A 16,424-nucleotide genomic window follows, 5' to 3' on the forward strand; every position below is an offset into this window, starting at 1 on the left:
CGCTAGTTTATCAAGCTTATTGCGTAAGTGAAATCTCAGGGTGAGCGCTTTTTTTGCTAAAGCAATACAACTTAGTGCGCGTATGGCTCAAGTTTAATGATAACTGCGACAGTTGTTGGTTATTTATTATGTCAGTCCAGGTGATCACCGCGGCAAAATTTCCATTGTGAAGTGCAGAACTTAAAACATACTCTAAATTAACTAAATGCTTTTGACGAATAACCAGCAATTTACTGGTATCAATTGAGCATGAATCAAGTAGCGCTTTGCTCGGTACGTTATCGGGTGCTATTAACAGTGTCCATGCGTTTAGGCTGTTGTATTGGTGTAATACTTTTAATAACTCAAACGTTGCTGAAATTTCATCTTCAATTTGTACAACGTTAACACAATCTGATTGGTCATCTTGTTGATAGCTTTTAACTGTTCTTAGGGTAATTGGCTGTAACATAATCTTCTCACTCACTGGGTTTTTATACAGTACATTCATACAGTAGTTTATACAGTTGTTTGGTGCAAGTGTTTTTTGCTATTTTTTTGTACAGTTATTCATCTTAAAACGCGACAGTTATTATAAATATACAAATAATCTATATATAACAAAGGTTTAATTTTTATTGGAAATTAATCCCCACAGAATTAATTTTAAGGCTGGGAGCAAATAAATACAGATGAACAGGGGGTATACAGTAGTTTAAATTAATTAAGCGTGCTTGCTTTGGCTATAAACGCTTAATTAATTTACAGATGAAATGAGTTGCTGCGCAGTGAAATTATTTTTCGCTACTAGAGGGGATCAAATGTGAGAATTGTAACTGATGAATTTGTTCATACAGGCTGGCTGCGTAGCATTGAGCATCTTTAAGTCGTTTGGTACTAATATGTTTTCGTATATCGCTCATTGCTTCTATGGCGGGTTCATAGCCTTGACTACCGGCTAAGCTAAGCCACGCAGCACCATGAAATACACTTTGCGGCACACCTTGTCCTTTTATAAAAAACAGCCCTAAATAAAACTGCGCGCGATAATTTCCTGCCATTGCTGCCAAACGTATCCATTTTGCGGCTAAGGCGCCTTGTTCATTTTTAAGGTAATAAAGGGCTTTATTTAATATGTCTTGATCGGTGTTTTTAGAGCTCGCAGGGAGATTTGCATCGCTTGGTTGCGTTACAAAAGAAAGAATGTTGTCTAATTGTTGCTCTAAGTCTTGGCCACTTGGTGTCGTTTTGATCATGCTACTTCGTTTGTTATTTTAATCACTTAGCTAGTTTAGTATATAGCAAGGTAAAATGTCCTGTAAAAAGTTATTTTTATGCTAAAATCTCGCCACTTTTTACAACCACAAGTTTATTATGCTCGAAGCCTTATTCAAAATCCGTGCAAATGATTCTTCGGTTCGCCGTGAATGTATTGCCGGTATGACTACATTTATTACGATGGTTTATATCGTATTCGTAAACCCAGCTATGCTTGCAGAAGCCGGTATGGACCAAGGTGCTGCTTTTGTTGCCACCTGTATTGCTGCTGCAATAGGGTGTTTTATTATGGGTTTGTGGGCCAATTATCCACTGGCATTGGCACCGGGTATGGGATTAAATGCATTTTTTACCTATGGTGTTGTATTAGGTATGGGTTATAGCTGGCAAGCTGCGTTGGGTGCGGTATTTATGTCAGGGTGTATATTTTTAATTCTAAGCTTATTTAAGGTGCGAGAGTGGATTATTAATGCAATCCCTTTGGTGCTCAAGCAAGCAATAGCAACGGGTATTGGCGCATTTTTAGCTCTCATCGCACTTAAAAGTGCCGGTATTATTGTATCAAGTCCTGCAACACTGGTGCAGTTGGGTGATATTACCTCGCCAGGTCCTTTATTGGCTATTTTCAGCTTTTTTGTTATTGCTGCACTGCTTTATCGCGATTTTAAAAGTGGCGTACTGATTAGTATTTTACTAGTCACCGCGATTGCTGTGTCTATGGGGTTAGTGGAGTATCATGGTGTTATTGCTATGCCACCTTCTATCATGCCGACCTTTATGCAACTGGACTTTAGTGCCGCGTTTGAACTGTCGATGTTGAGTGTTATTTTTGCGTTTTTATTCGTTGATTTGTTTGATACCTCAGGCACGTTAGTTGCGGTAACTCAGAAGGCTGGTTTAGCAGATAAAAACGGTAATATGCCGCGTTTAGGTCGTGCATTAAGCGCCGACAGCACAGCAACTATTGCAGGTGCAATGCTCGGTACTTCAACAACCACGTCATACATTGAGTCTGTTGCAGGTGTATCTGTTGGTGGTCGAACGGGTTTGACCGCTGTGGTTGTGGGTTGCTGCTTTTTACTGATGATGTTTTTTGCGCCTTTAGCTCAAATGGTGCCTGCATACGCAACCGCGGGAGCTATTTTATATGTATCTGTATTGATGCTACAAAACTTAAAGTTTGTAAATTGGGACGACATGACTGATGCAATTCCGGTGAGTGTTGTATTGTTAATGACACCGCTGACTTTCTCAATTGCACACGGTATTGCACTTGGTTTTATTTCTTATACGGCAGTAAAAGTGCTGTGTGGCAAAAAAGATCAGGTAAGCATTAGTGTTTGGATTTTAACTGCCTTGTTTATTGTTAAGTTCGCATTTTTATCTTAATGCAGGCAGCTTGTTAGAATATGTATATGTCTTAGTATGTAAACACAAAGTGGGGCAAAATCCTATTCAAAAAAAAGCCCATGCAACTGCATGGGCTTTTTTATTTAGAAAGGAGTTACCATTTCTTTTTAGGTGCAAATAATACGTCTAAATCATCTTGCTCTTGTTCGTTCTTTTTCTTCAATGATGTAGCATTTGATGCCTTGAGTTCATTACTTATCGTTTCAAGGTAGCCTTCAACTTCAGCTCGTTTTGCCGTAATGTAATCGTCATTAAATGAAACACTGTTAAGTGTGGCAGCTGCTTTTTCAAAGTACTGCCTAGCAGAGCCTATCATTCCAGCTGTTTGCGCTGATAACCCTCGTTTTATTTGGCTTTCAATGTTGATTCTTAGTTGTAGCTTTTCAAGGCGTTTGTCTTCTGCAATAAATACCTGGCTGTCTACTTTGCCTTTATTATGCTCAGAACGAATAATAGTGCGTAACTTTTTAATACCTTGTATCAGCGATATCAGTTGTTTGTCGTTGCCTGGTAATACAAAGCCATCTGAACCGTCTTGAATTGGGTTTTGTAGTCGCTCTTTTGCTTCTTTTAAGCGGTTTTTTAGTCCACTACCTCCGCTTGAAATAGACACCATTTGACTGAGCGCATCATGAATTCGTCGTTGTAATATTCGCTGAGTTGCCTCTGAAAGTGGAATGTTGGCGCTATTCATTAATGCTTCTTCGGTTTCTTCAATGATTGCTTTTTGTTTTGTTAACTCTTTGCGTCGTTCAGCTTCTTGTTTTTCTTTGTGTTGCTGAACAGCACTAACCCATAGTGCAATGACTATAAGTGCAACAATTAATACAATTATAATGGAAACTATCATGTTATAATTCTCAAATTCTTAACCTTATTATCTAATCTTACATTAAATATATAAAAGGTGGGAAACTTTGCTCAGATTAACTGAAAAAAGCGTCACCATAAAGCGTTTAAATCTTAATATGTTATGTTTCGATTGCTGATAATCATTGCTATCTCAAGTTTATTTATTGTGTTAACCTGAAATTTCAACAAATTAATTGTTATATTATGTAACATTAATCAGCCTTTTATATAGCTACCTATAGTTAGGGTGCGCTTTTATCTGTCAATGTGAATTATAACGAAACTACATAGCCATGAAATTACAACAACTTAGATATATCGTAGAAGTTCAAAATCATAAATTAAATGTTTCAGCTACGGCTGAGAGTTTATTTACCTCCCAGCCTGGTATTTCTAAGCAAGTACGTATGTTAGAAGATGAGCTCGGTGTACAAATTTTTGGCCGCAGTGGTAAGCATTTAACTCATGTTACAGGCGCTGGCGAGGAAATCATTAACATATCACGCGAAATACTCTCAAAAGTTGAGGGTATTAAAGCGGTGGCGAATGAACATACTTTACCGGATCAAGGCAAACTTAATATTGCTACCACGCATACACAAGCACGGTATGCGTTACCGAGTGTAATTAAAGGCTTTACTCAAAAATATCCTGCGGTATCACTGCATATGCATCAAGGTACACCACAGCAAATATCGGATGCAGCCGCTCGCGGTGATGCTGACTTTGCCATTGCCACAGAAGCGCTTCATTTATATTCAGATTTAGTAATGCTGCCTTGCTATCATTGGAATCGTAGTATTGTGGTTGCTAAAGATCATCCCCTTGCGAAAAAAGTGGATAATTTAACAGTGGCTGATATAGCCCAATACCCACTCATTACTTACGTATTTGGCTTTACAGGTCGTTCGGAGCTCGACAAAGCATTTAATGCTTACGGATTAGAGCCACATATTGTATTTACTGCCACCGATGCCGATGTCATTAAAACGTATGTGCGTTTAGGGCTAGGTGTGGGTGTGGTTGCATCTATGGCAATTGATCAGGTAAACGACAGCGACTTAGTGTGCATTGATGCTAGCCATTTATTTGAGGCGAGTACGACTAAAATTGGTTTTAGAAAGGGCAGCTTTTTACGCACCTACATGTATGACTTTATCGAACGTTTTGCACCGCATTTAACTAAAGAGCGAGTAGAGCGTGCGAGTTTACTGCGAAATCAAGAAGATGTTGATAAGTTATTTGCTGATATTGAACTTCCTGTAAAGTAACGGCCATAAACAGCAATGAAAAGCCGCTTAGTTTTGCAACTAAGCGGCTTTTTTTGTGCTATGTAATTAACCTGAACTGTGGATAATAAATCCATCTTAAGCAGCTATTTTCAGCGCTAACTGCGTTGAATTTACTTGCAATAGGCTAGCTATTGACGCGTAATTTCGCCTTGTTTTCACTAAAAATCTCTAGCTAGAGAAAATAAACATAAATATCATTTTGATTCAATATGTTAGTAAATCTCTTAACCAGAGTTCAGGTTAATTAGCACTCGATAATATTAACGGCTAGTCCACCGCGAGCGGTTTCTTTGTATTTTGTTTTCATATCGTTACCCGTATCGAGCATGGTTTTTATTACTTTATCCAGCGATACTTTTTGCTCACCACTACCGCGTATAGCAAGGCGCGACGCATTAATTGCTTTAATAGCGCCCATTGCATTACGTTCAATACAGGGGACTTGCACTAAGCCGCCAACAGGGTCACAGGTTAACCCTAAGTTATGTTCCATACCAATTTCAGCGGCATTTTCTACGTGTACAACGTTACCACCAACAATTTCAGTAAGTGCGCCTGCGGCCATTGAACAAGCAACACCGACTTCGCCTTGGCAACCCACTTCAGCACCAGAAATAGAGGCATTCTTTTTATATAAAATGCCTATTGCAGCGGCAGTTAATAAGTAGCGGGTAGCAATATCACGGTCTACTTCTTTAATAAAAGTATGATAATACATTAATACTGCAGGTAAAATTCCGGCTGCGCCATTTGTGGGGGCAGTTACTACACGTCCTCCGGCTGCATTTTCTTCGTTTACAGCTAATGCGAATAAATCAACCCAGTCCATGGCGCGCAGCGGATCGTTACTGACTTCTACATTAAGCTTTAAATATAAGCTTGGCGCACGGCGTTTTACTTTTAATCCGCCAGGTAAAATACCTTCGGTGCGCATACCTCGCTCAATACAGGCTTTCATTACTTGCCAAATATTAAATAGCTCATCTTTAATGGCTTCTTCACTGCGTAACGTTTTTTCGTTTTTCATCATTAACGTTGATACGCTGTAACCCGACTCTTTACACATTTCGAGTAATTCTTTAGCCGAGCCAAACGGGAACGGGGCTGGGTTTTCTTCACGGATATCTAAAGCGGCTTGTTTTTCTTTTTCAAACTCTTCATCCGTAACAATAAACCCGCCACCAATAGAGTAGTAAACTTTGCTATATACTTTTTCGCCATTGTTATAGGCAATAATTTCCATTGCGTTGGAATGTTTAGGGAGTGTCTTTCTGCGATGAAAAACAATAGCGCCCTGCTTAGGGAATTTAGCTTTATGAGTTTGGTTTAGGTAAATAACCTGTTCTTTTTCAATTTTAGCGAGTATGTCATCCACTAAATCGGCATCAATGGTTTCAGGATCATAACCGGCTAAGCCAAGTATTACTGCTTTTCCCGAACCGTGGCCAACACCTGTTTGGCCCAGTGAGCCGTAAAGCTCTACTTTTACATCGGTCACATTTGCTAATAGTTGTTGCTCGTTTAGGTCATTAACAAATAAGCGTGATGCACGCATTGGGCCAACGGTATGTGACGATGAAGGGCCAATACCAATGCTAAACATATCAAATGCACTGATCATAATGTGTGTCTCTACTTAGTTTTCTCAGCATTAAGCTGTTCTTTGAACGGTCGACTATAATAACGTGGAAACGCAGGTGTGTAACCCTTATTAGTAAAGATTTAAACTGGTATGGCGAGTTGTTTTGTAAAGTTTTTAATAATGCTGGCTGTGGCTCCCCACAAAAGCCCATGTGGGGTGATAAAGCCATTTAAGGTAATGATTTTTCCACCTCGTTCAAATGGCAAAGGTTGCCAGTTAGCCGCGTTATTCAGCGCTTTTATAGAGAGTAAAAAGCTAGCTTGCACTTCGTTGTGGTCGTTTTCCCACACTGTTTCTTTTTTAATTAAGCCTACAAAGGGGCGTATAGTAAATCCGGTCAGGGTTGAATATTCAGGTAACTGACCTAACACATGGACATTTTGCGGGGCAATATTAAGCTCTTCATGTAATTCACGCAGTGCGGTGGTGCGTAGGTTAACATCATCAATTTCAAACTTGCCGCCCGGTAAACAAATCTCCCCAGGGTGGTGATGAAGGTAGGTTGGTCGCTTACACAATAAAATGTGTGCTTCGTTATCTATATCAATCAATGGCAGCATTACTGCGCTTGCGCGCTTTTTTTTATTATCTTTGAGCTGATCCACGGCTAAACTGCGGTTTAATTGAAAACGAGCCGAAATGGTTTCACTATTCAAAGCGACCTTCATTTAATATAGGAAGTATTTTATTTACTTTATCGTAAGTTTCTTGATATTCCAATTCGACTTTTGAATCAGCAACAATACCACCCCCAGCCCAACAATATATTTGTTGTTGATGTGTGACTAAAGTTCGAATAGTAATACTGGTATCCATATTGCCGCAGCCACTAATGTAACCAATAGAGCCACAATAAATGCTACGTCTATGTGGCTCTAGTTCTTCTATTATTTCCATGGCACGGACTTTTGGTGCGCCTGTAATTGAACCACCGGGAAACGCAGCTTCCAGTTGATCAACCGCTGTTTTACCCTCATCAAGGGTTGAGGTGACCGTACTCACTAAATGGTGTACCGCCGGAAAACTTTCAATAGCAAATAATGAGGGCACAATAACCGAGCCCGGTTTAGCGACTTTTCCTAAATCATTTCGCAGCAGGTCCACTATCATGACATTTTCGGCGCGGTCTTTACTCGAATTTGCCAGCAAGGTCGCTTGTTTTGCATCCTCAAGGGCATCTGCTTTGCGAGGTAAAGTCCCTTTAATGGGTTTTGTTTCTACTTTATTGTCGTGTACTGCAATAAAACGCTCGGGTGAGATTGACAAAACAGCGCCCTGGGGATGATTAATAAAACTAGAAAAAGGCGCTTTATTAGCCTGAGTTAATTTAACATAGGCGCTCCAAGGCGAGCCTTGGTAATGCGCACTAAAACGCTGCGCTAAGTTAATTTGATAGCAATCACCACTTTTTAGGTATTCTTCAATCGCGGCAAACTTTTCGCTATAGCTAGTCTGACTCATATTTGACTGCCACGGTGATGTAAGCGAAAAGCTTTCGTGTTTAGTTGGTTGCGCTAAATGATGTTGATACAGCCAAAGGCGGTCTACATTGGGCTGCGAAACATAAAACCACGTGCGCAGTTGTTTATCGTAAATCAGTGCATCGAGGTAAAGTCCAACCGCCATTTGCGGTAAATTTATGTCGTGTAAAGCGCTGCTTGGAAGTTGCTCTATAGTACGGCCTAAGTCATAGCCAAAATAACCCAGCCAGCCACCATTAAAAGGTAAGTTGTTGGCAGCTTTAGTGCTGTCTAACTTTGCCAGTTCATTATTCATTATTTCAAAGCAGCTTTTTATGTTTGGCTGGTTATTAAAAACGCTTTGATTATTTTCGACTTCAAGGGTGCTCTGGGGGTCAATCGCAATCATGTCAAAACGACTGTTTATGTGATCGCTATCACCCGAATCTAGCAAAATAGCGTAGGGTAAATGAGCAAAATGCGAAAATACCTCAAAACAATTTTGTGATATGGCTAATTCAACACAATTTTTTTTATTGTTTAGCATTTACTACCCCTTTAATAACTGGCTCGAAACGGGCTGGGAGGGTATCATAAGTCAAATTTTTTTGGCAGCGTTTAGTGAGCGCTGTGGTTGAAAACAGTTCGAACCACCGTCACGGGTTTGATAAAGCTTACGTGCAGCGTGCGTAACAACAACTTAAGGAACCACTATGAGTACAATTCGTCAGCAAGACTTTATTGATAGCATCGAAGATGCCTTGCAATACATCTCGTTTTACCATCCTCTTGATTTTGTTCAAGCGCTAGAAAAAGCGTATAACAAAGAGCAAAGCAAAGCCGCTAAAGATGCGATTGCGCAGATTTTAATTAACTCGCGTATGTCGGCAGAAGGTAAGCGCCCGCTGTGTCAGGATACCGGGATCATCACTTGTTTCGTAAAAGTAGGGATGGATGTTAATTGGGATAAAACCGACTTAACCGTACAACAAATGGTTGATGAGGGAACGCGTCGTGCGTACTTAAATCCAGATAACCCTTTACGTGCATCGATTGTTGCAGATCCTGCGGGAACACGTAAAAACACTAAAGATAATACGCCATCAGTGGTTCACATTGACTTAGTTGCAGGCGATAAAGTCGAAGTGATGGTCGCTGCTAAGGGCGGCGGCTCAGAAAACAAAAGTAAAATGGTGATGTTAAACCCATCTGACGATGTGGCTGAGTGGGTAGAAAAAACGTTACCAACAATGGGGGCGGGTTGGTGTCCACCAGGCATGCTAGGCATAGGTATTGGTGGCACGGCAGAAAAAGCAGCGGTAATGGCCAAAGAGTCATTAATGGATCCGGTTGATATTCATGAACTCATTGAGCGCGGCGCAGAAACAACAGAAGAAAAGCTGCGTTTAGAAATCTTTGAACGTGCGAATAAATTAGGTATTGGTGCGCAAGGCCTTGGCGGTTTAACCACGGTTGTTGATATTAAAATTAAAACGGCGCCAACTCACGCGGCTTCAAAGCCAGTGGTTATGATCCCAAATTGTGCTGCTACGCGCCACGTTCACTTTACTCTTGATGGTTCAGGCCCTGCGAATTTAGAAGCACCTAAATTAGAAGATTGGCCAGAAGTGACTTTCGAAGTGGGTGAGGGCACACGCCGTGTTAATTTAGATACTCTTACTAAAGAAGACACTAAAGAATGGAAAATGGGTGAAACCGTTTTACTCTCAGGTACTATTTTAACGGGTCGAGATGCTGCTCATAAGCGTCTGCAAGATATGATCAACTCAGGGGAAGGTTTACCTGAAGGTGTTGATTTTGATAACAAGTTTATTTATTACGTTGGCCCTGTGGATGCAGTAGGCGATGAAGCAGTAGGCCCAGCGGGTCCTACAACGGCAACACGTATGGATAAATTTACCGATATGATGTTAGAAAAAACCGGCATCGTGGGTATGATTGGTAAAGCTGAACGAGGCCCTGCAACGGTTGAGTCTATTAAAAAGCACCAGTCAGTGTATTTGATGGCGGTAGGCGGTGCGGCTTACTTAGTATCTAAAGCTATTAAAAAAGCACGTGTTGTTGCCTTTGAAGATTTAGGTATGGAAGCTATCTACGAATTTGAAGTAGAAGATATGCCAGTAACAGTTGCCGTAGACAGTGAAGGAGCAAATGCTCACACCCAAGGCCCTGCTATTTGGAAAGCAAAAATTGAAGAGCTAGACAGCAAAATGAAGTAAATTTTTACTTAAAAAGCAATCATATAAGCGAGCACTGTGTGCTCGCTTTTTTATTTACTTTTACATTTGCAAAGACTTATACACCTCAGACCAGTTTATGCTGCGTAGGCAATTAGTGTATAAGCCATTGTATTTTAAGCTGTAGTATACTTTTTTAGGGTGTATGGTTAAGTTTACAAATAACTGCAAGGTGACGTTCACGTAAGCGTAAGCTTTAATTGCGATGGTGTTTTTAGCTTTTATACTTAATCAAATGGTTATTTTTGGAATTTTTATGCTTACTTTTAACGATAAGTCATTTTATTTTTCACTTTGATGCGCTTTATTTGGTTTATCTACTCATAGTGTGGCGAACCATTAACTGAAGTGATAAAGTCTCGACAATTTGTAGCGTGCTTGCCCAAAAGGGCCCATTATTTTCGGAGTATTTAAAGTGGTTGTATTTAATCAAGTTGAATTTGATAACCATGAACAAGTGGTTTTTTGTTCAGACAAAGCGTCTGGTTTGAAGGCCATTATTGCGGTACATAACACAAACTTAGGCCCTGCGGTAGGCGGTTGTAGAATGTGGGATTATGCTAACGATAAAGACGCAGTATATGATGTGCTGCGTTTATCAAAAGGGATGACCTATAAAAATGCCGTAGCACGCTTGCCATTTGGTGGTGGTAAATCGGTTATTATTGGTAATGCCAAAGAAATCAAATCAGAGCAGTTATTTCGCGCATTTGGTCGCCAGTTAGAGCGACTAAATGGTAGCTACTACTCAGCAGAAGATGTAAACATTACCTGTGATGATGTGGCGTTAATGAACAAAGAAACAAATTACGTGTTAGGCCTTGAAGGAAAAAGTGGTAACCCTTCGCCGTTTACAGCCTATGGTACGTTTTTAGGTATGAAAGCAGCGCTTAACCATCAACGCGGTATTCAAGACTTTTCTGGTATTAAAGTTGCGGTGCAAGGTTTAGGTGCAGTAGCTTATGGATTATGTAAACATTTGTCTGAAGCTGGTGCTGAGTTATTTGTTACCGATATTAATCATGTTGCAGTAGAACGTGTAGTAAATGATTTTGGCGCAACCGCAGTTGGTATTGATGAAATATACGACCTAGATGTGGATGTTTATGCACCCTGTGCATTAGGTGCCACTATTAATGACACAACAATCCCACGCTTAAAAGCAACGATAGTAGCAGGTTGTGCAAACAATCAACTTGCTGAATCACGCCATGGTGAAATTTTACGTGAAAAAGGTATTTTATATGCGCCTGATTATGTAATAAATGCAGGTGGTATTATTAACGTTTATTACGAAACTGCACCAGAGGGTTACAGTAAAGAGGCTTCTAATAAACACGTAGAAAGAATTTACGATACACTTAGTGAAATTTTTACCCGTAGTGAAAAAGAGCAAAAATCAACGCATTTAATTGCCGATGAACTGGCACAAGAAATTATTGAAAACGGACTTTAAGTTTCCACTCGGTTTAAAATAGGAGCGAAATACGCTCCTTTTTTACACCTCATGTAAGACTTTGGTATAACTACACCCAAAGCGTCATTTTAGTTAATGCGAATATAGATAAAGCACGGTAAAATTTAGTTTTACACTTTATCTATATTTTATGTCCTCTACTGATTTTTCTATTACCCCTCTTGATTTTGAGCAATGGCCTCGAAAGCAACACTTTGAGTTATTTCAGCAGTTCACTCAGCCTTATTTTAATGTGTGCGTACAACTGAATGCGAAAAAGTTATATACCGCCTGTAAACAAGCTAATATTGCTTTTTTTCATGGTTATATTTATTGCTTATTAAAAGTCTGTCATCAGTATGAGCCGATGATGCTGCGCATTATTAACCAAAAACCTTGTTACTTAAGTGCTACGCGGGCAAGTGTAGTCGAGCTTGCCGATGATGAGTCGTTTCGCTTTAGTTATTTTAAATTACACGGGTCGTTAAATAAATTTTCCCGTGAGGCGAAAGCTATTAGCGATACCACAAAATTAAACCCGCTGTTTTCTGATGCTTTTGCGGCAACAGAAGGGCAAGCTGATTTAATTCACGTTTCTGTTTTACCTTGGTTAAACTTTAGTAGCTTTTCGCATGCGTTTACCCAGGGTCAAAGCTGTGGCATTCCTAAATTTGTGTTCGGCCAATACAACCCTAATACCGGAGAAATGCCACTCTCCATTGATGTTCATCATGCGTTACTAGATGGACTACATGTGGCTAAGTTCGTTCAACAATTACAACATACATTTGATAGTTTAAGTGATAATACTTAATGAAAAAGTTGTAAATCTTATGTTATTATTTGTTGGTGATGTTTTTTAATTAAATTTTCACCTTGAATTTACTCAAATATAAAAACTAATAATTATAAAGGCAGTGTCTGATGAATCGCTTGGTGATTTTATGCTTCTTGTTGGTGATTTTTACTGTTGATGCTCAGCAACAGACTCGCCTGCCGTTGCGCGATTATTTTTTTGAAACGTGGAATACCCGTTCGGGCCTTCCTCACAATAGCATTAATAGCCTTGCACAAACACAAGATGGCTATTTATGGGTAGGTACTTGGGAAGGGCTTGCCCGCTTTAACGGTCAAGAATTCAAACTATTTACCCGCTCAGAAATTACCGATTTGCCTGACTCAGGCGTACGTGCGCTTACCCCCACATCCGATGGCGGCTTACTCATAGCCGGAGCGCGCGGCGGTATTAGTTTATATCAGCACCGACAATGGGACACTCAACCACCTGCCCAAGCTATGGTTAATCATATATTTAAAAGTAAAAATGATAACTTGTGGCTAGCGCTTGAGAATGATGGTGTGTTTTATCGTTCAGCTAGTAGCACTCAAGACATCCCAATAATACAAAATGTCAGTGCGTATCGAATCATTGAAGACCCTAAGGGGGTTATATGGGCGGCGACCAGTGATGGCCTGTATAAAATAGTCAACTACAAACCCACTTTGATGACGCCACAACAAGGGTTACCAGATGCACCTGTATATACTCTATTGATTACCCGTGAAGGACGCCTTGTTATTGGTAGTGAAAGAGGTGCGCGAGTATTAAATGGCAATGTGTTCGAGTCACCCCATCCACAGCTTAGTGCTGAGTCGATTTCTAGTTTATTAGAAGATAACCATGGTGATTTATGGTTTGGCACCATTAATAAAGGTGTTTTTAGGCTTAGCGTCGATGGTTTAGAGCAATTAGATGCTAAAAATGGTTTACCCGCCAACCGTATTCTTTCTTTGTTACAAGACAGAGAAAATAGTATTTGGGTAGGCACCAATGCTGGTGTATTTAGGTTAAGAGAAGCGCCGTTTTCATCGTGGGGCAAAAAGCGAGGTTTGTCTAGCGATTATGTCCGCACGGTCCTGTCACATTCTGATGGCAGTTTATGGATAGGGGGAAGCACTGGCTTAGATCGGCTGCAAAACAATAAAATTACCCATATTAAAGGCACTAAGCAAGGCTCTCCTTATTCAGTATTGAGCTTACTTGAACAAAGCCAAGGTGATGTTTGGGTAGGTACATACACTTCAGGTGTGTTGAAGGTGGTTAATAACGAACTCATACCTTATTTAAACCGTGATAATGGCTTAGGTAGTAATGAAGTAAGATCTTTACTTTTTGATTCAAAAAATCGTTTATGGATTGGTTCGGCTATGGGGCTGACACGCGTTAATACCGACGGCAGTTTAGTGCAATTTACTAATGAGAGAGAGTTGCCGAGTGGTTTTATTCTGGCTTTGAGTGAGGATAAAGCCGCTAACATTTGGATAGGAACTGGTAATGGCGTGGTGGTTTACAATACCAATACGGAGGAATTTCAACCAATCCAGTTCCCTAAAGCGTTTTCGGCTCAATATGCGTTTGGCTTTTATATTGACGATAAATACACGTGGATGGCGACCGATAGAGGTTTATTGCGTTATCAGCATGCAAATGGGCATATGACTATTTTAGGACGAGAGCTAGGATTACCGGTCGATAAGCTTTTTCAAATTGTGCCGTTTAAAGACTCACTCTGGCTATCAAGTAACCGTGGCATTATTGAAGTTAATTATAAACAGGTTAATGAGCTACTAGATTCACCTACAAACAATAGTCAGTCGTTAGCTTTTCAATTATACGATGAGGGTGATGGCATGCTCAGTGCACAAGCAAATGGCGGTTCAACCCCCTCTGCAACCGCTCATTCAGATGGCACAATTTGGTTTGCTACCGCAAAAGGGGTGAGTACAGTAAAACCGGAACGCTTAAAAGAAGCCACTAAAATAGCGTTACCAACGATTGTTGAAAGCTTTTCTGTTGATGGTAAACCAACGTCGTTACCTATAGACGGTGAAACTATTATTTTACCACCAGGGGTGACGCGCTTGTCATTTCAATACGCGGGACTGAGCTTTATTATGCCGCAGCGATTAAACTTTCAAACAAAATTGGAAGGCTTTAATAACGAATGGATCAACCGTCAACACATAGCGACTGCTGAATACACTAACTTACCTGCGGGCAAGTATTCTTTTGCTGTACGTGCAGCCTATCCAAATACTGATTGGCAACAAAATCACAAAGTCGTTAACTTTGAAATTCAATCGCACTTTTGGCAAAAAACAAGCTTTAAGTTATTAGTATTTTTTATTTTTGTTGTTGTTATATACAGCGCATATCGTTATCGCTTGTACCACTACAAACAAGTAGAAAAAGAATTAACGAGTCGAGTGGTGAAGCAAACGCAAGCACTGCAAGAGCAAGCCAGTGCCTTTGCGTATCAAGCCACCCATGATCAGCTTACCGATTTACCGAATCGCCGCGCATTTGATGGCTGGCTGGCGGATAACTTTTCAGACTTTAAAGCATGTAATAAATCATTTGCTATCGCTATTATGGATATTGATCACTTTAAACGGATTAACGATGGTTGGTCACACCTCATAGGTGATCAGGTTATATGTGAAGTAGCTAACATTCTTAAAGCGCACTGCGAAGGTGAGCAAGAGGTAGCTCGCTGGGGCGGCGAAGAGTTTACTTTTGTGTTTCCTGATATGAGTGCAGTGCAGGCACAAGAAATGTGCGAGAAGTTACGCAAATGTATTGAAAATAAAAACTTTTCAAATATCGCAGAAGGCCTCAGCGTAACCGTGAGTTTTGGTGTTTCCGACTCTGGTGATGTTGATGATTATGACCGATTATTATCACGGGCTGACCAAGCTTTGTATAAGGCAAAAAACAATGGCCGAAATCGAACTGAAGTGATGTGATTGAAAAACAGCCTCACTGCACCCATTACTATTTTAATAATACGGGCGCAGTATTTTGGCGTTAAAGCTAAATGGTTTGATTTAGGACGACCCAATGATAAATGGGCTATTAATTTTTGTTTTAATTGTATTTATTATAATGTTTTGGCGCTGGCCTGATATTCAAAATGCCGTGTGGCACCGTAAATACAGTGATTTATTGTTAAGTGAGCAACAACACACGTTGTTACTGCGTGCTATGCCCATATACAACAAAATGACCGATGCAGAGCGAGCCAAGTTAGCATCCCATATTGTGTGGTTTTTAAATGAAAAGCGTTTTGTTGGCTGCGATGGGTTGCAACTAACGGAGGCAATGAAACTCATTATTGCCGCCGATGCCTGCTTGCTTGTGCTTAACAAGCCTTGGCCTTTGTATAAAAACGTAAAAGAAATTTTACTCTACCCCAGTGCGTATTACGCGCCCCAATCAAGCCGCGATAACGCAGGCCTTGTCAGTTTTCATAATACAGTAAGGCAAGGTGAATCGTGGCCGGGGGGAACATTGGTGCTTAGCTGGCATGATGTGCTTGAGGGCAACCGCTTACCCAGTGATGGGCATAACTTAGTGTTTCATGAATTTGCACATCAACTTGATCAAGAAACCGGTAAAACCACCGGCACGCCACTACTTGCATCACAGGCAAAATACCAACAATGGGGGCGAGTATTTAGTCGAGCGTTTTCGCAGTTAAAAACCCATGTTGCTTATAGTATGCCGCATGTAATACATAGCTATGGAGCCACCAATGAGGCTGAGTTTTTTGCGGTGATCACCGAAACATTCTTAGAGAAACCCGCCGATTTACGCCGTGAAGACCCTGAAATTTACCATTTGCTAGTGGATTTTTATCAATTTGATCCTATTGTTTGGCACTGATTTTATGCACTTCATCCTATTACGCTGGTAACTTGCTGGCGTTTTTGTTGCAATGATGTAATAGATCAACA

Annotated in this window: 13 protein-coding genes; 7 read left to right on the plus strand and 6 right to left on the minus strand. The window is 40.4% G+C overall.

The genetic code is table 11. The annotated features are described in order from the left end of the window. Nucleotides 1-16: 16 nt before the first annotated feature. Together ACTRWE_RS00100 and ACTRWE_RS00105 are read right to left on the minus strand one after the other, a co-directional pair. A complete protein-coding gene (locus ACTRWE_RS00100) occupies nt 17-451 on the minus strand; it encodes a SulA-like leucine-rich domain-containing protein (protein WP_024601139.1) in 435 nt (144 codons plus the stop codon). A gap of 322 nt (nt 452-773) precedes the next feature. Continuing rightward, nucleotides 774-1,235 carry a sel1 repeat family protein gene (locus ACTRWE_RS00105; RefSeq protein ID WP_462879287.1) on the minus strand — a complete coding sequence of 154 codons (462 nt, stop codon included), beginning with the start codon at nt 1,233-1,235 and terminating at the stop codon, nt 774-776. 118 nt (nt 1,236-1,353) lie between these two features. On the opposite strand from ACTRWE_RS00105, the gene ACTRWE_RS00110 reads away from it, so the two are divergent. Further along, nucleotides 1,354-2,646, plus strand: coding sequence for an NCS2 family permease (locus tag ACTRWE_RS00110; RefSeq protein ID WP_008113045.1), 1,293 nt, complete (start codon nt 1,354-1,356; stop codon nt 2,644-2,646). 115 nt (nt 2,647-2,761) lie between these two features. Here ACTRWE_RS00110 and ACTRWE_RS00115 read toward each other — a convergent pair whose 3' ends face one another. After that, nucleotides 2,762-3,517 carry a hypothetical protein gene (locus tag ACTRWE_RS00115; protein ID WP_013465225.1) on the minus strand — a complete coding sequence of 252 codons (756 nt, stop codon included), beginning with the start codon at nt 3,515-3,517 and terminating at the stop codon, nt 2,762-2,764. Between the two features lie 295 nt (nt 3,518-3,812). On the opposite strand from ACTRWE_RS00115, the gene cysB reads away from it, so the two are divergent. Further along, a complete protein-coding gene (cysB, locus tag ACTRWE_RS00120) occupies nt 3,813-4,790 on the plus strand; it encodes an HTH-type transcriptional regulator CysB (RefSeq protein ID WP_008466190.1) in 978 nt (325 codons plus the stop codon). A 265-nt stretch (nt 4,791-5,055) separates the two neighbouring features. On the opposite strand, the gene ACTRWE_RS00125 is transcribed toward cysB, so the two are convergent. From ACTRWE_RS00125 to pabB, 3 genes are all read right to left on the minus strand, one after another. Then, nucleotides 5,056-6,432, minus strand: coding sequence for an L-serine ammonia-lyase (locus tag ACTRWE_RS00125; protein WP_008112780.1), 1,377 nt, complete (start codon nt 6,430-6,432; stop codon nt 5,056-5,058). A gap of 101 nt (nt 6,433-6,533) precedes the next feature. After that, nucleotides 6,534-7,109, minus strand: a complete 576-nt coding sequence (locus ACTRWE_RS00130) for an NUDIX hydrolase (RefSeq protein WP_008112778.1) — start codon at nt 7,107-7,109, stop codon at nt 6,534-6,536. Continuing rightward, nucleotides 7,102-8,460: an aminodeoxychorismate synthase component I gene (pabB, locus tag ACTRWE_RS00135; RefSeq protein WP_138686811.1), complete on the minus strand. Its 1,359-nt coding sequence runs from the start codon at nt 8,458-8,460 to the stop codon at nt 7,102-7,104. The genes ACTRWE_RS00130 and pabB overlap by 8 nt, the downstream gene beginning before the upstream one ends. Nucleotides 8,461-8,626: 166 nt before the next feature. Here pabB and ACTRWE_RS00140 point away from each other — a divergent pair, with 166 nt between their 5' ends. The 5 genes from ACTRWE_RS00140 to ACTRWE_RS00160 all read left to right on the plus strand — a co-directional run bounded on the left by ACTRWE_RS00140 (nt 8,627) and on the right by ACTRWE_RS00160 (nt 16,353). Then, the gene (locus ACTRWE_RS00140) at nt 8,627-10,153 is read left to right on the plus strand and encodes a fumarate hydratase (RefSeq protein WP_138562907.1); all 1,527 of its coding nucleotides are present in this window, start codon (nt 8,627-8,629) and stop codon (nt 10,151-10,153) included. Nucleotides 10,154-10,586: 433 nt separating this feature from the next. After that, complete coding sequence (locus ACTRWE_RS00145) at nt 10,587-11,627, plus strand: Leu/Phe/Val dehydrogenase (protein ID WP_016900411.1); 1,041 nt, start codon at nt 10,587-10,589, stop codon at nt 11,625-11,627. Between the two features lie 151 nt (nt 11,628-11,778). Next, nucleotides 11,779-12,441, plus strand: a complete 663-nt coding sequence (locus tag ACTRWE_RS00150; protein ID WP_013465220.1) for a CatA-like O-acetyltransferase — start codon at nt 11,779-11,781, stop codon at nt 12,439-12,441. Nucleotides 12,442-12,551: 110 nt separating this feature from the next. Then, nucleotides 12,552-15,434, plus strand: a complete 2,883-nt coding sequence (locus ACTRWE_RS00155) for a ligand-binding sensor domain-containing diguanylate cyclase (protein WP_013465219.1) — start codon at nt 12,552-12,554, stop codon at nt 15,432-15,434. A 94-nt stretch (nt 15,435-15,528) separates the two neighbouring features. After that, nucleotides 15,529-16,353, plus strand: coding sequence for a M90 family metallopeptidase (locus ACTRWE_RS00160; RefSeq protein WP_013465218.1), 825 nt, complete (start codon nt 15,529-15,531; stop codon nt 16,351-16,353). Nucleotides 16,354-16,424 lie beyond the last annotated feature (71 nt).

Source organism: Pseudoalteromonas sp. G5_S1_54_S4, assembly GCF_054968565.1.